The organism is Shewanella halifaxensis HAW-EB4 (assembly GCF_000019185.1).
Taxonomy (GTDB): domain Bacteria; phylum Pseudomonadota; class Gammaproteobacteria; order Enterobacterales; family Shewanellaceae; genus Shewanella; species Shewanella halifaxensis.
In genome coordinates this window covers 3,152,354-3,170,834 of sequence record NC_010334.1, presented here as the reverse complement: position 1 = coordinate 3,170,834, position 18,481 = coordinate 3,152,354, and the positions used below count along the sequence as shown (strand labels likewise).

The 18,481-nt window shown below is 44.4% G+C and carries 14 protein-coding genes; 5 read left to right on the top strand and 9 right to left on the bottom strand.

Annotated features, from left to right (window positions below):
* Positions 1-142: 142 nt before the first annotated feature.
* A complete protein-coding gene (locus SHAL_RS13580; RefSeq protein ID WP_012277695.1) occupies positions 143-1,666 on the bottom strand; it encodes an ISNCY-like element ISShha1 family transposase in 1,524 nt (507 codons plus the stop codon).
* A gap of 345 nt (positions 1,667-2,011) precedes the next feature.
* Complete coding sequence (locus tag SHAL_RS13575; RefSeq protein WP_012277694.1) at positions 2,012-2,773, bottom strand: class I SAM-dependent methyltransferase; 762 nt, start codon at positions 2,771-2,773, stop codon at positions 2,012-2,014.
* Between the two features lie 428 nt (positions 2,774-3,201).
* On the opposite strand from SHAL_RS13575, the gene SHAL_RS13570 reads away from it, so the two are divergent.
* Positions 3,202-4,245 carry an AraC family transcriptional regulator gene (locus SHAL_RS13570; RefSeq protein ID WP_012277693.1) on the top strand — a complete coding sequence of 348 codons (1,044 nt, stop codon included), beginning with the start codon at positions 3,202-3,204 and terminating at the stop codon, positions 4,243-4,245.
* A 35-nt stretch (positions 4,246-4,280) separates the two neighbouring features.
* Here SHAL_RS13570 and SHAL_RS13565 read toward each other — a convergent pair whose 3' ends face one another.
* The 4 genes from SHAL_RS13565 to SHAL_RS13550 form a co-directional block, all read right to left on the bottom strand.
* A complete protein-coding gene (locus SHAL_RS13565) occupies positions 4,281-5,471 on the bottom strand; it encodes an SO2930 family diheme c-type cytochrome (protein ID WP_012277692.1) in 1,191 nt (396 codons plus the stop codon).
* Positions 5,472-5,598: 127 nt separating this feature from the next.
* On the bottom strand, positions 5,599-8,253 hold the full coding sequence (locus SHAL_RS13560) for a parallel beta-helix domain-containing protein (RefSeq protein ID WP_012277691.1): 2,655 nt from the start codon (positions 8,251-8,253) through the stop codon (positions 5,599-5,601).
* 417 nt (positions 8,254-8,670) lie between these two features.
* Entirely contained in the window at positions 8,671-9,795 is a 1,125-nt protein-coding gene (locus SHAL_RS13555) for a DUF481 domain-containing protein (RefSeq protein ID WP_012277690.1), read from the bottom strand.
* Between the two features lie 119 nt (positions 9,796-9,914).
* The gene (locus SHAL_RS13550; protein ID WP_049763883.1) at positions 9,915-10,544 is read right to left on the bottom strand and encodes an arylesterase; all 630 of its coding nucleotides are present in this window, start codon (positions 10,542-10,544) and stop codon (positions 9,915-9,917) included.
* Between SHAL_RS13550 and SHAL_RS13545 the strand changes: the two genes are divergently transcribed.
* Both SHAL_RS13545 and SHAL_RS13540 read left to right on the top strand, forming a co-directional pair.
* Positions 10,525-11,253, top strand: coding sequence for an ABC transporter ATP-binding protein (locus tag SHAL_RS13545; protein ID WP_012277688.1), 729 nt, complete (start codon positions 10,525-10,527; stop codon positions 11,251-11,253). The two genes, SHAL_RS13550 and SHAL_RS13545, sit on opposite strands and share 20 nt — an antisense overlap.
* Entirely contained in the window at positions 11,244-13,697 is a 2,454-nt protein-coding gene (locus SHAL_RS13540; RefSeq protein ID WP_012277687.1) for an ABC transporter permease, read from the top strand. The genes SHAL_RS13545 and SHAL_RS13540 overlap by 10 nt, the downstream gene beginning before the upstream one ends.
* Positions 13,698-13,791: 94 nt before the next feature.
* Here SHAL_RS13540 and SHAL_RS13535 read toward each other — a convergent pair whose 3' ends face one another.
* Both SHAL_RS13535 and folX read right to left on the bottom strand, forming a co-directional pair.
* Positions 13,792-14,697 carry a TIGR01777 family oxidoreductase gene (locus SHAL_RS13535; RefSeq protein WP_012277686.1) on the bottom strand — a complete coding sequence of 302 codons (906 nt, stop codon included), beginning with the start codon at positions 14,695-14,697 and terminating at the stop codon, positions 13,792-13,794.
* Between the two features lie 66 nt (positions 14,698-14,763).
* Positions 14,764-15,135: a dihydroneopterin triphosphate 2'-epimerase gene (gene folX, locus SHAL_RS13530; protein WP_012277685.1), complete on the bottom strand. Its 372-nt coding sequence runs from the start codon at positions 15,133-15,135 to the stop codon at positions 14,764-14,766.
* Between the two features lie 86 nt (positions 15,136-15,221).
* Between folX and SHAL_RS13525 the strand changes: the two genes are divergently transcribed.
* A complete protein-coding gene (locus SHAL_RS13525) occupies positions 15,222-16,373 on the top strand; it encodes an AI-2E family transporter (RefSeq protein ID WP_012277684.1) in 1,152 nt (383 codons plus the stop codon).
* Between the two features lie 5 nt (positions 16,374-16,378).
* The gene (locus tag SHAL_RS13520; protein ID WP_012277683.1) at positions 16,379-17,287 is read left to right on the top strand and encodes a class I SAM-dependent methyltransferase; all 909 of its coding nucleotides are present in this window, start codon (positions 16,379-16,381) and stop codon (positions 17,285-17,287) included.
* A gap of 597 nt (positions 17,288-17,884) precedes the next feature.
* Here SHAL_RS13520 and SHAL_RS13510 read toward each other — a convergent pair.
* Positions 17,885-18,346 (bottom strand): hypothetical protein, encoded by a 462-nt coding sequence (locus SHAL_RS13510; protein ID WP_041416442.1) that lies wholly within the window; start codon positions 18,344-18,346, stop codon positions 17,885-17,887.
* Positions 18,347-18,481 lie beyond the last annotated feature (135 nt).

Genomic DNA, 18,481 nt, shown 5'->3' with positions numbered 1-18,481 from the left:
TCTGACTATTCATCTCTGCGAATTAGCCCACTCAGATGTTGGTGATCACAAACGTTATGAATAGAACTGTGATTACCGAGGGAGCCTGACGGAATAAAAGCCAAGCGACTTTGTCGTTCACTATATAGTCTAGCCTATCATGCTAGATTTCCTTATTTAGGGATGCAGCTCGTTTAACTCGAAGCTCTCTGGTATTCATCACCTCACGCTTCCAGATATTTCGGATCGTGGCACTGCTTACTGTGATGTTGTGATCCCTTTTAAGCTCAGTCATTAGTTGAAGGGAAGTACGATATGGATTGTTGAGTGTCAGCTCGACGATTTTCTCTTCTGTCACCTGAGGAATGCGATTTTTGTTTCTTTTTAAGGGCTTGTTGATACGTTTAAGCCCCAGCACACCCTCTTCTTCCAGCACCTTTTGATAGGTATAGATACTTTGCCGAGAGCACCCCGCAACTTGAGCAGCTTTGGTCACGCTACCTAAGGTTTGGGCTAGCTCGATCACATCCAACTTACGCTGAACCTCCATTCCGAACTCAGAGCCTCTTGGTGGTTCTTCTAGCTCTGTTATATGAAGTTTTCTATGGCCAAAATAAACCGAAAATGTCCCATCAAACTGACTGCGAATTTCAAGCTTTTGATTGACGATAGAATATCGAATTGGCGAGTCGATAACGTACATCTTGTTGTTATAACTAAAGGTATGGTCTCGTCGTACCTTCCGATATTCCTTGTACACACAGATAGTATCTAAGTCGATATGCTCAGGAACGGCTTTGAAGGCTGACAACTTACTTTTCGCTTTCACGGTTATTTTCTGTTGCCAATATATGGGGATAAACACCTTCTGAAGATACTCATTCGCACTGTGCATATCGGTGATATTGTGAAGCCTAAGCTCAGGAACCAGTCGGTCTTGGAACGTATCAAAACAGCGTTCAACTCGACCTTTTCCTTGTGGAGAATTGGCGAAGATGATTTCGATCCCTAACTCCTCACAAGCACGTTGCATCTGAGAGAAGTGACAGCGCTTGGGACCACCAAAAATACCTGCTCGGTCGACGTAAAGCGTCTTAAAGAGTCCTCGCTTCTCGATGTAAGCCTTCATGACTTTCATGCAACCTTCCGTCGTTTCTGAAGGGTAAAACTCAGCATGGATATCACTCGTTGCGTCATCGATAATGGCAATCAAACACGATCGACTATCACCAAACCAACGATGAGGGCTACCATCCATTTGCAGCATTAGCCCAGGTGATTCCATACGCTCTCTGTACTTTCTTACTTGACTGCGTCGACGTTTGGCTCGTTTAACATGTTTAATCTCGTGAGCCCAACCTCGCAATGTTTCACGCTTAATGCTCAGTCCTTCATTTTCAGCGAGCAATTCGGCAAGATGCTGTAAATTGAAGTCGTAATACTTGGTTTGAATGAGGTGTAGCACCTGTTTTTTCAATGACTCAGGCGTTCTATTGATGGGTGCACGACCTTTATTACCATGCACGATAAAGCGGATACCTTCAGCCCGATAACGACTGAGGTAACGTTCAATTGTTCGACGGGATTTATTGAGGAGCTGAGAGGCACTGTTGATGCTGATCTTACCTTGGGTGACTTTGGCGATCACATCAACGATAAGTTGAGAGCGAGAATCCATGATGATCATCCTTAATAACCCCTAAATAGTAATTAAAACTATTAAAGGATTATGTATAAAAATGGATCCGTCATTTTCCCTTGGTAATTAGCAAACCGACAAAATCGGTTGGTAGTTAAGATACGACATAATCGCTTGGTGATCACAACGTTATGAATAGAACTCTAACTCGTTAGTGGACAAAAGCTTGTTAGAGTTAAAGCTCAGGAAGTGATAATTGTCATTAGGGAAAGTATTGCAATCAAATACGCGACAACGCAGCTCTAATAGGTGAACTAAGTGCTGGCGACAACTCGAACAGTGCGTGAACTGACAGCCTTAGCAAATTATAATTAGGTAGTTACACAGAATCTGCTACAGAGTCTTTTTAGCGACTACGAATCTGACGTTCCCTTGTTTCTCATGAATATTAGAACCAAGGTTAGATAATAATTCATCACAAAAATCAGGGTACTCACCTCCAAGAAAGTAACTTAATTTATTCATTCTCTTGAGCCTTGCTAACCACCCCTCGATAATTTCCGGTGCCGCGGAACCAGAAAAATTCAATTCAGGATCTGTTACATTATTATCGAAATATACAATCTTAAACCCAGCATCCTTCAACAGATCTTGCATTTTTGAACCAAAATCAAAATCATATAAACCAGACCTATATGACTTTAATTCAAACCTTCTTACTCTATCGTAATACTTGCTATCTCTAGCAAGGTTGCCTGAGATAAAGCAGGATACATCCAGCAGTGCAATCCAGCCTTCATCGCTCATCACAGAGTTTAGAGCTTTTAAGTAAGCTAATGGGTTACTAAGATAAGATAAAGAAAAGCTCCCCCAAATACCGTTAATATCACCAAAGGATAAATAATCAGCACTCTCAAAGTCACTAAGAATAAAGGCTTCGTTCTCCTTCCTTCTTGAATCACAGAACTCAATAAATTCCTTATTAATGTCTATGCCTATAACATTGTTTACTCGCAGCGAAAAGACACGAGATACATCACCGACGGAGCAGCCAAGGTCAACTACAGTGTCACTTTGACTTAACGGTATAAACTTAAGGTAATTCTCCCAGCTTCTCCACTTCTGTTGTTTTTCATATTCAGCAAAAAGAGACAATTGATACTCCGCATACTTTTATCAAAGCTATTGATTAATAATCACTCTACCAAAGCAATGCTGAAATAACGAGCATGACCTACCGAAAGTAATCTGTAACTGTCATTTATCGATTAGTAAAAGTAGGTCAACTGGCTCGTTACTTATCAGTGCTGCTTATGCCTGCAACTCATAAATAGGCATTTCCAAGTTAGACATCAAATCGCTATGACCTAAGTTAGTACACCAATTACTCAGTGCAGATACGGCTGAAGCCATGGAAAACAAGGTGAAAGATAACGAAGTTATCACGCTTTGGAACGAGAGGTATGGATACCGAGCTGGCCTTTTAACAAGGATGTTTTTTAAGCTTAATTTAATAAAAGGCTGTTAATTCAGATTTAGATCCGTTAAAAATATTGATACAGATCAACTTATCGAAGAGCTCAATGCATCAGGCCTGTAGCTATAAACCACATATTCGGGTAGGGGATCAGTCTTATCCTGCTTATGAATTAAAGAATCTGTTTCGCTATCTCAAGTTGCACTTTGCGAGTGAGGTTGTCGAACGACTCTATACTGACATAGGAATTGGCGAGGCGGAGCTAGCGCTCAGTCAATTTGTTTATGTGTGGCAGGTTGAATATGCAATGAACTATCTTCGTGAACTCAGTCCGGATCCAGAAACCGCCGTCAAAGTTGCATCCAGTTATAGGGTTGCCACATTAGATGTGTTGCTGCCTCATTTAACCCAATTTAAGACCTTGGGACAATGCCTACAGTTTGCAATTTCAAATCCTGACCTTGTCGGCAGTTTTTCCGATACTTTACTGCGTAATCATGATGGCCATTTACATGTGAGATGGCTAAATACCAATAAAGTCGATACCGAACACTATAGTTTCCAATTTCAGCATAGCCTTTGCTCCTTGCTGGCAGTGGCTAAAGAGTTAACGGGGGAGGCTGTCCAAGTGTCTCATATCTCTTTCGCTGAGCCAGCAAGAGCGGTTGACTTATTATCGGTACAGTCTGGAGCCGATATTAGGTTTAATAGTGAGTTCTTCGAGTGGTCGATTGATCATCGTTATCTATCGCTGCCAGTGACTTACTCTTTTGAGCAAGATGTTGCTGGCTGCAGCATTGTCAGTTCACATTCCTATATATCAGAGATTTTAACGATATTAAGGCAGCAAGCACCAGAGCTTGCTTGCATGGAATCGATGGCAGAGTTACAGAATATCAGCGCTAGAACACTAAGACGAAAATTAGCTAACGCCAATACCAGTTATCAAAAGCTGGTGGATCAGGTTCGCTGCCAAAAGGCCATTGACTTGATCTTAACCAGTAACTATTCGATAGATGAGATCTCAGAGCTAATGGGCTTTAGTGATGTTAGTCATTTCAGGCAAAGCTTTAAGCATTGGATTGGCTATCCTCCTGGCCACTTTCACCTTTTAAATCGCCCACTTACTGAGAGTCTTGCTAGCAAGTAGGCGAGTGGTAATATTAAGTTAACCACTGATCCGTTCTAATGCTGACAGTTTCCAAGTTCAGGTGCCATCTCATCTATCCATTGCTCTATGAGGGCTACAGCGTCAGTATGAGCAATACTGCGGCCTATCGGAGGCATTCTGTCTTTGGGCTCATTGAGCTCCTGCCTGTAGACCAGAATCGAGTGTTCACCATCACCCGGGATGATGTCATAAGACAGACCCTTAGCGCCGCCGTCCCAACCGGGAGGCTGTTTACAAATGCCATATTCAAAGCTGGTATGATCCACATAAAATCCTAGCCTTAATCCTGATATGCTAGCGAAGCCTTGTGGGTTATGACAATGGGCGCAATTAATATCTAAATAGCCTTTAGCCCTAGCAGTTAATGGCGCCGACTCATCAAAAATATCATAGGCCTTGCCAACTTGAGTAAGCACGGGTAGACCGTTAAGTAATCCAAGTTGCTGCCATAGTTGCAATTGATTGAGCTCGCTTCCTTGGTGAACAACAGGGCGATTAAGTAGGTGGGCTTTTAAGCCGATAGGCTCAATTCGACTGCTGTCGGCACTGGTTTGGTGACAGAGCTTGCATTCGGCTCTACTTGGAACGTGGTAATCGAAGCTTTGGCGCTCACCTTTATGATTTAGAGTATGGGGGATCTCTTTGCCAGCGACGTGCAGTTTTGCTTCGCCGTCTTGCCAGATATAGGGCAGGGTCGTCCAGCCTGCTGCTCTATGGATCAGTAACCGAGTCTCAATTAGTACTTCATTATTCGCGCCAGTAACTTGAGTATCAAACGGCAATGAGAAGGTTTTTACGAGTACTGTCCCTACCGGCATATCGAAGGTATCCGTGGCATCATAGCTAACGCTTTTCCCGTCCGGTATGAAGATGAAGCGGTGTTTACTGGCATAGTTAGAAAAAAGCTGAGTCGATAGTTGATAAGGGAGCCCTGGTGCAATGGGAGAGGCTGTCGGAATACTGGGGTCGACAAACAGGCCATATTGCGCCAAGAAGGCACAGTCTTCATTCATGAGTGCGTCCCAGTTAACCTCACTGGTATTGGTTTCACAGGCAGAGCTTGGAGCCGGGTCTGGTGTGGGATCGGGTGTTGGGTCGGGTGTAACGCTAGGTGTTTCGGGTAGCACATCTATGTCAGCTTGTTCATCTGAGCCACCACAGCTAATTAACGACATCAGTAGCATAAGTAGAATTAGTTTACGCATACATCACCTACGACTGTTTTTATTGTTAGAAAAAAGGCCGGGAGTCCCCGGCCTTTATATTGATGAGTGCTTAGCTAAATCATTAGATAGGCTCTCATATCATCACATCATTATTTAGCGCAGCTTGCTAGTTAGAGCAGCTTGCTTGAGGCAGACGCTTAATCCACTCATTGATAAGGGCAACACCCTCGGCGTGAGATAAGCTACGGCCGATCTCTGGCATTCTGTCACCTGGATCATTCGACTCCATTCTAAAGTGCAGAATCGACTCTTCAGGGCTACCTGGCACAATATCAAATCCAAGTGAGCCACCACCATAGGCAACTGGCGACTTACAGGTACCATGTGATAAGCCTGCATCCTCATCGTAAGCTCTCCAATACTCTAGCTTTAAACCAGTATTTGAAGCGTTACCTTCAGGGCGGTGACAGTGGGCGCAGTTAATGTCTAAGTACCCCTTAGCTGTTTTCATCAGATCAGCATCAGACATCGCAGCTAGATTGACTTCATCACCATCGTTAAAGGCTGGAACAGCATCAACGCTAGCCAACTCGGGTACGCCTTGCAATATACCAGCTGCTTGCCACTTGAGTAGCTGATTCATGGCGCCATCGCTATAGGTGTAATCCTTATTGAGGTTACGTGCCTTAGTACCAATAGGGGCGAACTTAGCAGGGCTGTCAGCATCGGCCTTTAACTGGTGACACTGTTTACACTGGTTCATGCTCGGAACGATATAGTCAAAATCCATGTCTGTACCATTATGCATAACAGTCTTGCCTTGGATGGCACCGGCTTTGGCCAACACGGCGTCAGATTTTTCTGCATTCCAGACATATGGCAGTGCAGTCCAACCCGTTGCACGCTTGATCAATAGGCGCGTTTCAACCAGCTCTTCGTTGGCTATTCCACGTTTGCTAGTGTCTGCAGGTAGGGCGAAAGACTTAACAATGACACTACCAACAGGGAACTCAAACGATTCATTTTCTGAGTAGTTGGCTTTCTTACCCTCTGGTACGAATACATAGCGATATTTACTCGAATAATCGGTAAACAGCTGGGTATTCATATCGTAAGGCATACCGCCAGAATTTGGTGCGTCTGTCGGGTTCTTCATATCGGCGAACAGGTTGTAGTCAGACAGGTTAGGGCAGTTCGCTTTAAGCAGCGCGTCCCAAGAGGCATTTGAACCTTCAGCCTTACATAGACTGAGATCCCCATCGCCATCAAGTCCAGCTTCATCTTCGCCGATGCTACCACCGCCTCCAACAAGGTTGCCGCCATCACAGCCTTCTGTTTCGTCATCAACACCACAGCCGAAGATCTGCTCACCAAAAGTCACGGTATGAACAGGAAGGCTCACCTGTTGGCAATCCATAATATCGACTTGAGTCTTCTCAAATAAGAACTCGGGGCTCGCCATATCGGTATTGTCGTTAGCGTACAAACGACCAAATGAGACATCGCCGTTGTTGCTAGCACAGATGTTATCGCTGCCATCCGCTGCAAAAGGGAGCTCCTGTAAGCCTAGATAAGCAGCGGTACCGTTATTGGAGAGTAACTCACCTAAACCATCGTAGAGCACGCCAGGGAATTGACCGTGAGTAAATAGATAACCTTTGATGATGTCATCGATAAGATAACCGTTTGGCTTCTGGCCATAGCCTTCAATCACATTATCGTGTAGATAGATATTACGCGGCGTCGGTCGCCAGCCATCTTCGATAGGCTGACCCGGTTGGCCATAGTTGGCGACAAAGGTTGAGATATCGGGCTCAGCGATGAAGAAGCTTGAGATCGTCACCCCCATGGTATCGTGGTTAGTTACCTCGTTGTTGAAGATCTCGACATCATCGGTAGAGAGAATAATCATACCGGTTCCTGGTGGAACGATATGTACACCAGCCGGGTTAGCAGAGGCGTTAGCAAAGTTTTTGGTATTGTTATCGTAGACTTTGTTATTGAAGATACGCACGCTTGAGCCGTATCTATGGTTGCCGATAGGTAGATCGAATACCAAAATACCACCAGTATTGCCCATGGCTTCGTTGTCATACACGTCGGCATATTTTGAGTTTTCAATTTCAATACCGGCAACGTTTTCTTTGGCGATATTTCGACGGACCACTATGTACTGAGACTGGCCGACATAAATACCTGCATCGGCACTACCACGCACATAAGTATCTTCAATTAGAATGTTCTCACACTCAACAGGGTAGAGACCGTAAGCGCCGTTGCCTTCATCTAGCTCACCTTCCCAGACGGTAGCGAGTCGACGTAGGATGATGCCATTGGTATTTTTAAGCTTTATGCCGTTGTTTTTGGCTTCATTGACCGACATATCCTGAATAATAATATTGAGCGCATTCTGAACAAAGATACCATCGCCTGAGTTAGCATTGGAGAAGTCTAGAACCGTCTTTTCCATGCCATAACCCATAATGGTTACGTTTTTTGCGTAACTGCCGTCACCGTCGACATCACCGTCAAAAAGTAGTGTTGACTCGATCTCAAAGTTACCTTTGGGTAGCACGATAACGTCACCGCTTTGTGCGTTGATTAAGGCTTCTTGGATGCGGATGGTTAGGTTTTCACCGTCTTCAACCATGATGGCACCATCAGGGAAGATGGGGCCGGGCTCTGGCGTCGGTGCAACGACGGCAGTGTCCTCTTCGACTACGTTGGGTTCGTCATCGTCTGATGAACAAGCTCCAAGGCTTATTGCTACAGCACTGGCAATCAAGGTAGGCATAAGCCATGAAGGTTTCTTGTTGAGCATAGCGTCTCCAATATTTATTTTTATTATGCGATTACTAGATTGCACTGGCGTACAAGATAAGCAATGTGAAATGTGGACAACAAATTATTAACATGCTAGGTGAAAACTGTTTTCGGAAGGGGATTAAACGTTGGGGTAAAGCTTAATACTTGAAACTTAATGTGAACAAGCTCACGTTAAAACGCGTGTATGAATTGCGTGCTATTCAGAAAGATATCCAATTATTTTACAGAACTGGTGATGGTATACTTTAATTTTGATTTTTTTACTTTGGCTATCAATGAGTCGAGCGTTAACTGGTTGACCCGCATTGACAGAGATAATTTTAAGTTAGAAGAGGCTGATTAATGAAAAATCCCTACCATATATGATGGCAGGGATTTTAATTAATTTGGCTAGTAGTGGTAATGCTAGCGGTTAGATATCGATACCAAAACCGATAATAAACTGGTAATCGTCCCGTTTAGGAATAAAGTTGTTCGAGTCGGGCTGTGGATTGTTAATGCGGTCCCAAACGAATGACAAATCTAAGTCAAACATGCTGGTTAGCTCAATCTCTAATGTGGCAATCGCATGGTGGGTATAGCCACCCGATTTCTCATTACCATATTGAATTCGATATAGCGTATTGAAGTCGATATCACTGGTGATCTCGGTGTCATAAACCGTTTCTATCACCATTGCGGCACTACCATCGTCAATCTCTTCACCGTCTACAACTTCGTTGAATCGAGTGTAGGTATATGCAGGACCGCCACTGATACTCCATTCGGTTTTTGAATTATCTATGATGTTGTAACCGAGACCTGAACCGAGTGTGACTCTGTAATCGATGTTTGAGAAGGGATCTTTATAGATCTCGGCAAACACTGGTCTTAAGTAGAACTGCTTGGAGATAAACCAGTCAAAGTTAGTGTTGATACGGTGATTATTGATGCGATTTTCACCATCGGTTTTAGAGTAGTTACCGATATAATCAAGATTGAAGCGCGACTCTGTCGTTCGGCGCATGGTTTTGGCTAAGGCACTGTAATCGAGCTGGTCTGTATTACCACTGCGAAAGTTAGCACCTAAGGTAATCTTACTCGACCAGTAGTTAGCTTCAGATTGATCGCCCGCAATAATGGTCATAATTTGTGAGTTATCAAACTCTTCACCATCAATATAAGACTTACCATTTTCAACCAATAAATGGCCGGTTTTGGTGCTTAGGTCGGTAAAGCCTATACTGACGATGCCGCTACTTTGTAGCACTTTCACATCTTCCCAGTCGATAAACACCGTATCGAGCTCATCACTCTCAAACTCTAGTTTGTCATCATAAAGGTTTTTAATCTCACCCTTTAACAGCTCTAACGAGGTCAGCTGCAACCAGTCATACTTGCTATCGACGGGAGGATAAACCTGTTCAGGCTTTAACGATTGCTCCTTTGGAGCAATGGGGCTGACTTGTGTGGTAGGCTCTGCCGAAGTTGCTGAGGTGGAGCAGATGGCAGCAAAACAAGTCGCCGCAATAAGTGAATAGCGCATATGGGTTTCCATGTAACTCTCCTTGAAATGGTATAACTAACCCTGTGGCTGGTTTTATTATGCAGTTTGCCAGCTTAATTTAAGGCAAAATTTACTGTTTAATGCTAGGTCGTGCAATGACTTATGGGTGATTATAAAGCCTGTTTAAGCCATGGCAACATAAACTCTGCAATGGCTGGTTGTGCTTTTTGATTGGGGTGGATGCCATCTCGCTGCATTAAGGAGGGGTCTATAGCAATCTGCTCCATAAAAAATGGCATCAGAGTCACTTCGTGTTCAGTCGCTAGCTCTTTATAGACGGTACTTATTTGTGACGCATACCTTGGTCCATAATTAGGGGGAACCATAATTTCGCTGAGCAAAATCGTGACCTGCTGTGCCTTAGCAAGCTCGATAATTTTTGTAAGATTTGTTTTCAGCTGCTTGGGTGGAAAACCACGTAGTCCATCGTTACCGCCAAGTTCAATTAATAACAGTTCAGGTTGAGCAGATTCAAGTAGCGCGGGGAGTCTACGTAGACCACCTGCTGAAGTCTCTCCACTCACAGAGCCATTTATAATGCTGTGATCCGGCATCTTTTCACGTAATAATTGCACCCATCCCTGATCTTCGGGCATGCCATAACTTGCACTTAGGCTATCACCTAGGATTAATATAGGGGCAGCACTCAGTGGAAAACTGCTGAAAACCAATAATAAAACCAAGCCGCCGAGACGGCTCTTAAAGCCTGAGAAGGATTCTATGTCTGAAAATAGCGCCATAACCGTAAGTCACCTAATTAAATCAGTTGTTACTCAAGAGGGAGAACTGACTATCCTCAACGGCATTAATATGGATGTCAAGCATGGACAGAGTGTGGCTATTCTTGGGCCATCGGGTTCGGGTAAGTCAACCTTACTTGGCTTGCTCGCAGCATTAGATTCACCCACTAGCGGTTCGATAAAACTCGATGGTGTTGCCCTAGAAGATCTCAATGAAGAGAGTAAGGCATCCCTACGTAAACAAAAAGTTAGCTTCATTTTTCAATCTTTCATGTTGGTCGATACCTTAAATGCGCTGGAGAACGTCATGCTGCCAGCAGAGCTTGCCGGCGTTGCTAAGGCCAAAGAGAAGGCCGAGGCGATGCTAGTGCGAGTGGGACTAAGTCATCGTTTAACTCATTTCCCGAATCAGCTATCGGGCGGTGAGCAACAAAGAGTGGCGATTGCCAGAGCCTTTATCTGTGAACCTAAAGTGCTGTTTGCCGATGAACCAACGGGAAATCTAGATTCGGCGAATAGCGATAAGATTGCTGACATGTTGTTTGAGCTTAACCGTGAAAGTGACACGACCTTGGTACTCGTGACCCACGATATGACGCTTGCGAGTCGTTGCCAGAGACAGTTCATTATGGACTCAGGCTATTTGAGCGAAAAACAGAGCGAAAAGCACAAAAGTGATATCGTCGATGAGGCAAGCGCATGGAGCTAAGTTTAGCCTGGCGACTGTTTAAAAGAGAGTTGCATCAAGGGCAGTTATTGCTGATTATTCTCGCCATTACTTTGGCTGTTTTATCGGTAACGGGTCTTGCTAGCGTGAGTGAGCGCTTGCAGTTAGCCATTAATGGTCAAGCGTCAACATTTATCGCCGCAGACCGCATCATTGACTCACCGGCCAAAATTGATCCGCAAATATTAACCTTGGCTGATAAGTTAGGTTTAGCTCGCGTTGGCAGCATGCAGTTCAACTCCATGGTCTATGCTGGGGATGCCTTTCAGCTCGTGACTGTAAGGGCCGTTGAGCAAGGTTATCCACTCAAGGGCGATATTGAGCTGAGTGGCGGCAAAGCCCAAGGCTTGCCTCTGGCTGACAACATCTGGTTTGAAACGCGGCTCGGTGGCCTGTTAGGTTATCCGGAGCAGATAGAACTGGGTAATGCTAATTTTAATTTGTCCAAGGAAATTATCCGCCTGCCTGATGCGGGATTTAACCCGTTTGCGTCATCCCCTGTTGTACTGATGCGCATCGAAGATGTTGCTAAGACGCAAGTTATCCAGCCGGGTAGTCGCGTGACCTATCGATACCAGTTTACAGGTAATAGTCGTCAGCTCAGTGCATTTGAGCAGCAAGCAAAGCCACTACTCAACACCAGTCAGCGTTGGGTCGATGTGCAGTCGGGGGACTCGCCAATCGCGGCAGCGGTACAGCGTGCCGAGCGATTCTTACTATTAGCCAGCCTATTAGGCATAGCGCTCGCCTGTGCGGCCATTGGTATTGCGGCGCAGCGATATTGCCAGCGTCATTATGATGTGGTGGCTATGCTGAAAACCTTTGGTGCATCGGCAAAACAGATCAGAGTGTTATTTGGCACTCATCTGCTGCTGGTTACCACCGTTGGCGTACTGCTTGGTTTGCTCGGTGGTTTTGCCTTAGATAGAGGGATCACAGCATTTCTACCGATAGAGATTGCCGCTTATACCCCACCGATTGGTCGGCCAATCATGTTAGGTATAGCGACAGGCTTTATTAGTGCTTTTATGTTCTCGGCTTATCCGCTAATGCGTCTATTGGCGATTCCACCTCTTCGGGTACTACAGCGTCAACTTGAAGGCTTGCAGCTGGGGATGTGGCTACACCTTATTTTAAGCTTAGGTGCGATGGCGCTGCTGGGCTATCTCTACTCTCAAAGCTTAGCGCTAACCTTAACCGTCGTGGCTGCCGTATTGCTGCTGGGAGCCTTACTGAGTGTGCTGGGCTTTTTTATGATCCGTTTAGGTCACAGTGTTGGGATGAAAACCACCAATCCGCTACAGCTGGCGCTCGCTGGTCTTAGGCGCAGAGCCAAGCAAAATGCGGTGCAGCTTGTTGGTTTCAGTAGCGCCTTGGTATTGTTATTAACGATTCTGGCGCTTAGACAAGATTTGTTGCAGGAGTGGCAAAAGCAATTACCCGAAAACTCACCTAACTACTTCTTAGTCAATATTGCACCAGAAGAAACGCAAATCATTAGTGATTTCTTGGCGCCTCACCTTAAAACATCACCCATTATCTATCCTGTGGTGCGCGGTCGTTTAACTGAGATTAATGGTGAGGAGTTGATCTCTAACGCGCAAAAGCAAGAGGGGAGTGAAGGGAGAGTTGGGATCTCTCGTGAGCTCAACTTAACCTATCAAGCGAGCTTGCCACCCAATAATGAGATCTTAGAGGGCGAATTTAATCAAGATACACTCGATGTATCGGTGGAATCAGGAGTTGCCGAGCGCTTAGGGGTATCGATAGGTGATAGCTTAACTTACACCATAGATAATCAACCGCTTACGGTTAAGGTGACCAGTATTCGTGCGGTACATTGGGAAACGCTGCAGCCTAATTTCTTTATGATTTTTACTAAAGAAGCATTGGCACCGTTTGCTTATACCTCGATGTCGAGTTTTCACCTTGCAGACTCTCAACGAGGGTTGATTTTGGATTTGATTAAGCAGTTTCCTACCGTATCCATTATCGATGTCGGCGCTATGGTGAGTCAGCTGAGGCAGATTATCGACCAAGTGTCCTTGTCACTGACACTCGTATTGATATTGGTGTTATTGGCGAGTGCTCTGGTGATGATAGCTCAGACCGAAGCGGGCATGGCAACGAGGCAAAGAGAGCTCGCGGTATTGCGCACCTTTGGCGCATCGGGATGGTTACTGCGAGCGGCAACCGGACTTGAGTTTGCCCTGTTAGGGACCATTGCAGGTATATTGGCCGTGATAGTGGCGGAGTTCACGCTTTACCTGCTAAAGACTCAGGTGTTTGAGCTTAATGTCTACATGCATTGGCCTTGGTGGGGGATAGCGCCGTTATGTGGTGGTTTAATTGTGGCGTTGCTCGGCATTTGGCGCTGCAGGCAGCTACTGAATAAGTCGTGTGGTGAGCTACTTAAAGGCCACTAAAGTGGATGAAACGCCAATGTATAGGGATAGTTTAGCTATCCCTTTTTATAAAGTTAACTGCTTATGCTGCAGGTAAGTTGCAGATAAGCGAAGACTAAGTCAGCAGCTGTTTTAGTGCACCTTCAAGCTCAGAGTATTGGAATACAAACCCTGAGTCTAAGGTGCGTTTAGGCATCACATATTGCCCTTCTATTAATAGGCAAGACATCTCACCCAGAGCAACCCTTAATACGAAAGCCGGTACAGGAATAAAGGCGGGGCGATTTAACGTATGCCCAAGTGTTCGGGTAAACACTTTGTTACTTACAGGGGTTGGGGCGCAACCATTATAGATACCGTTGCAATCAGGGTTATTGAGTAAATGCGCGAAAAGCTGAACTAGGTCTGATTGGTGGATCCAGCTCATACCTTGCTCTCCGTTAGCAATCGGCCCGCCAAGCCCCAATCTAAACGCAGGTAACATTTTAGCCAAGGCGCCGCCAGTGCTACCGAGAACGAGTCCAATTCGGATAATACAGACGCGAGTCTGTTCACCGTTTGCTTTTAATGCGCCATCCTCCCAGCGTTGACATACTTGATGAGTAAATTCGGCTAAATTGGCATTGCTGACTTGATAGCTCTCATCGACAGGGGTTTGGCCTTGATTACCGTAATAACCCACCGCAGAGGCACTGATAAAGGTATGTGGAGGAGTGGCACTGGTTTCGATAAGCTTTGTGAGTTGTTCGGTTATATTCCAGCGGCTTTGGCAAATATCGAGTTTTTTCTGTCCGCTCCAGAGTTTTTCCGCAATAGGCTCACCTGCCAGATTGATAATGGCATCAAAACTATCTAAGTCTTTAAGTTCATCTAATGAACTTAAATAGTCATGCTTAGCGCCTAGTATAATGGCAGAGCGCTGGGGATCGCGGCTGAGGATAGTTAACTGATGTTGAGGTTCTAAGGCGCTGACCAGTTGCTTACCGATAAATCCACTGGCGCCAGTCATTAATATATTCATAGGCTCAAATAGATGTTGTTAAATTAGATTAAAAGGTATACCTACCTGCTATATAGATTATAGCTACTATAGCGATGCTTTTTGGTAACATAGCTCAAGAGAGACTGAATCTGCAAAGCGCAGCGCGTGTGGCTTGTCGATTTCGACCTTGGCAAAATCGACCCACGGGTGTTCACTGGCGATCTGTAAAACTTGGCTAGTGAGGTTCTCAAGTAAAGAAAAGCGGTTGTTTTCAACTAAAGCAATGATCTTTTTGGTAATCGTGCGATAATTCAGAGCATCATCCATATTGTCGCTGTTTCTAGCCTTATCCGCACAATAGTGAATAACGGTATTTATGGTGACATCTTGCTTATTTTGTATTTCGTCTTCCTTAATCCCAATGTAGGTACGTAGCCTAAGGTTTTTAATTCGGATCACGGCGATTTCTGGTTTCATAAATAACGATGTCCTTATAGTGTATGTTAGAAGCAGTTTATATAACCCTATCAATATTATAGTGAATCAAGAAGGATTTTATTGTAATGAGACGATTTGAGAATCAAGGCGTAGCATTTAAAGGCTTTGCTATTTCGGCGTTTATCATTGTTATTTTAGCGGGCATTAAGGCGGCGAGCCCGATTGTCGTGCCTTTTGTGCTGTCGGTATTTATCGCCGTGATCTGTAATCCGATGATTAGCTGGATGACCCGTCATCGTGCACCACGTGGTTTAGCTGTGCTGCTGTTGATGGTCTTTATCGTGATGATGGGACTATGGTTAGCCTCGGTGGTTGGCACCTCGATTAATGAGTTCTCTAAACAGTTGCCATTTTATCGCGACCAGTTGATCGAGCAGTTCTCATGGGTTGTTGAGAAGCTCGCCGCGTTTAATATTCAGATCTCTAAAGAGCAGATCTTGGCCTACTTCGACCCTGGTGTGGCACTGTCGATGACCACGAATATGTTGTCAGGCGTGGGGAGCGTGATGGCGAACCTGTTCTTAATCATCTTGACCGTGGTGTTTATGTTGTTTGAGTCCAATGGTTTTTCGACCAAGATGCATTTAGCGTTAGATGATCCTGATATGCGCTTAAAGCAGGTAGACCGTTTCTTGAATTCGGTAAACCAATATATGGTGATCAAGACACTCGTCAGCTTAGGTACTGGCTTGATTATCGGTGTAGGTTTGTACTTTATCGGCGTAGATTATGCCTTGTTATGGGGTGTTATCGCATTCCTGTTTAACTATATTCCAAATATCGGTTCGATTATTGCGGCCATCCCCTCTGTACTACTGGCGTTTATTCAATTAGGCCCTGGCGCCGCTGGTGGAGTCGCACTGCTGTATTTAGGCACAAATACAATTATGGGGAATGCCATTGAGCCTAGATATATGGGCAAAGGCTTAGGTTTATCGACCTTAGTGGTGTTTTTATCGTTAATCTTCTGGGGCTGGTTGTTAGGCTCTGTGGGGATGTTGCTATCGGTGCCACTAACCATGATCGTGAAGATAGCCCTAGAGTCTAGCTCTGGTGGTCGTTGGCTAGCTGTTTTGCTTGGGGATGATGTCTCTGAAGAGCAGCTGCAAGTGGCTAAATCAGCCGCCTCTGCTCAGGAAGAAAGCGCTGAGTTAGAAAACTCTCAGATAGAGAACTCTCCGTTAGAGAGTTCAGAGTTAAAGAATAGAGAAAAGTGAGTTTGATGCAGTTATTTATTGAAGCAGTAAAGCAAATAGAGTTATCAGAAGATGTCGGACGGCTATTTCATGGTCGAGGAGGGCGTTTTCAAGGCTGTGAACATCTTTGTCTCGATTGGTTTTCACCGGTGCTACTGTTAACCAGTTTTAAAGTGTTAGAAAGCGATGAGCTAGACAGCTTATGTGCAGCCATTGAGCAACGCTGGGTTGAGCTAAAGGGCGATGAGCCTCTTAATCTTGTGTTTCAATACCGCCGTGGTGGTGAGACTCACACCGAGATCATTAAAGGTGAAGTACCAGAGAAGCACATAGTCACTGAAAATGGTGCATGTTTTCAAGTGCATCTGTTGCGCGGTCAAAACCATGGTTTGTTTCTCGATATGCGCAATGGCCGTCAATGGGTACGTGAACACAGTGCACACAAGAAAGTATTAAATCTGTTTGCTTATACTTGTGGTTTCTCTATAGCTGCGCTGCAGGGAAAGGCGGATGAAGTGGTTAACATCGATATGAGTAAAGGTGCATTGTCGATTGGTAAGCAAAATCATCTACTCAATGATTTCAAAGTCGGCGCGCGTTTTCTGGGGCATGATATCTTTAAGTCATGGGGTAAGCTCACTAAACTTGGCCCATATGACTTGATCATCGCCGATCCGCCTAGTAATCAAAAGGGCAGTTTTGTTGCTACTAAAGATTATGCTCGTTTGTTAAAGCGACTACCAGAGCTTTTGGCGGATGACGGTGACATGCTGCTTTGCTTAAACGCTCCAGAGTTAAGCATAGAGTTTCTAATGAATCAGGTAAAAGAGTACAGCCCAAGTTTGGTATTTTGTGAGCAGCTAGAAAATCCTGCAGTTTTTGAAGATATCGATCCTAACAAAGCTCTAAAAGTGCTACGTTATCAAAAATCTTAACCAGTAGATTGATATAAAAAAGGCCAAACCCAGTGTTTGGCCTTTTTTATGCGCCAACGTTAGTAAATGAGCCGCTTCAAGCTAATATTAGGCCATACCCTCTAGGTATATTTTTTGGGCGTATAAAAATTGCTGCTAAGCTCATTTTTGAATTAAAAGTTGTAATTCTTTCATGTTGAGTTTCCTGTTTATAAGTTTTTGGCTACATTTTTGTGATGTTTGGCTGCTTTTTACCTTCAGTTGTGAAAGTTTTTTGTAAGTCATATCTTAAAGCTGTTATAATCGCCATTAGAAACGATGCGTAATTGGCATGTTTTAAAAAAGGCAAAATGTCACACTATTGATGACATGCCTTTGTCCCTACACCTTAATCAGAGATCCGGAGTCGTTATGGAAATTCAGGAATACGAAGGCGCGTATTATCAACTACAAGACGAGATGTTAGAGTCTCTTCCAGTTGAGATAGATGAAGAAGCGTTTTTAGATTAAGGAAAATCATTTAAAGCCCATCACTAAGCTTTAAAAATAAAATAGCAACCACTAGGTTGCTATTTTTGTTTGGGCTAGCTAAACAGCGGATCTGGAAACTGATGTTAGTTAGCCATTCACTTGACGTTTTTCTGGCATGATCTCCACGATAATCCAGTTACCATTGCGTTTATGTAGGCGTAGGGTTCGATCATCAATCCATTGCTGTCCACCACGCAGCCCTTTAATCTTAATAATAACCGTTACATCATCGGTGAATTTTCGAAAGAAATCGATGTCGACTTCATCGACCTCAAGCTCAACATCTGTCATCGACAAGTTCAACATATTACGCTGTACCGAAGCTGCAATATAATAGTGGCTTAAGATCTCTTTAAGTGGCTCATCGACATATAACTTGGCTTTGTCCACATTTCTATCGACGTAAATAGCACTCAAGAAGCCAAGTGACGTTAACTCCGGCGTCCTAAGGGAAAGGGGGGCTGAAATGCTTGAGTCGTCACTATGTTGTTCTGAGGGGCTACAGGCTATAAGTCCAAATACTGCGCTGGCAAAAAGTATAGCTTTAATCATGGCATAAAGAGGTGAAGAATTTTGTGCAGTATTACGATTCTTAAGCATTAACGCAAGAATTTCATAAAGGATCGCGAGAAAAGCTTGACCTCGCTAAAGATCTGAGGCATATCTGTAGAGATGACATAAATA

What these genes read in the sequence shown, in the direction of transcription:
- SHAL_RS13555 (WP_012277690.1), bottom strand. Translation starts at nt 9,795, where the DNA reads ATGGAAACCCATATGCGCTATTCACTTATTGCGGCGACTTGTTTTGCT.
- SHAL_RS13545 (WP_012277688.1), top strand. Translation starts at nt 10,525, where the DNA reads ATGTCTGAAAATAGCGCCATAACCGTAAGTCACCTAATTAAATCAGTT.
- SHAL_RS13560 (WP_012277691.1), bottom strand. Translation starts at nt 8,253, where the DNA reads ATGCTCAACAAGAAACCTTCATGGCTTATGCCTACCTTGATTGCCAGT.
- SHAL_RS13550 (WP_049763883.1), bottom strand. Translation starts at nt 10,544, where the DNA reads ATGGCGCTATTTTCAGACATAGAATCCTTCTCAGGCTTTAAGAGCCGT.
- SHAL_RS13525 (WP_012277684.1), top strand. Translation starts at nt 15,222, where the DNA reads ATGAGACGATTTGAGAATCAAGGCGTAGCATTTAAAGGCTTTGCTATT.
- SHAL_RS13570 (WP_012277693.1), top strand. Translation starts at nt 3,202, where the DNA reads ATGCATCAGGCCTGTAGCTATAAACCACATATTCGGGTAGGGGATCAG.
- SHAL_RS13580 (WP_012277695.1), bottom strand. Translation starts at nt 1,666, where the DNA reads ATGATCATCATGGATTCTCGCTCTCAACTTATCGTTGATGTGATCGCC.
- SHAL_RS13540 (WP_012277687.1), top strand. Translation starts at nt 11,244, where the DNA reads ATGGAGCTAAGTTTAGCCTGGCGACTGTTTAAAAGAGAGTTGCATCAA.
- folX (WP_012277685.1), bottom strand. Translation starts at nt 15,135, where the DNA reads ATGAAACCAGAAATCGCCGTGATCCGAATTAAAAACCTTAGGCTACGT.
- SHAL_RS13520 (WP_012277683.1), top strand. Translation starts at nt 16,379, where the DNA reads ATGCAGTTATTTATTGAAGCAGTAAAGCAAATAGAGTTATCAGAAGAT.
- SHAL_RS13535 (WP_012277686.1), bottom strand. Translation starts at nt 14,697, where the DNA reads ATGAATATATTAATGACTGGCGCCAGTGGATTTATCGGTAAGCAACTG.
- SHAL_RS13565 (WP_012277692.1), bottom strand. Translation starts at nt 5,471, where the DNA reads ATGCGTAAACTAATTCTACTTATGCTACTGATGTCGTTAATTAGCTGT.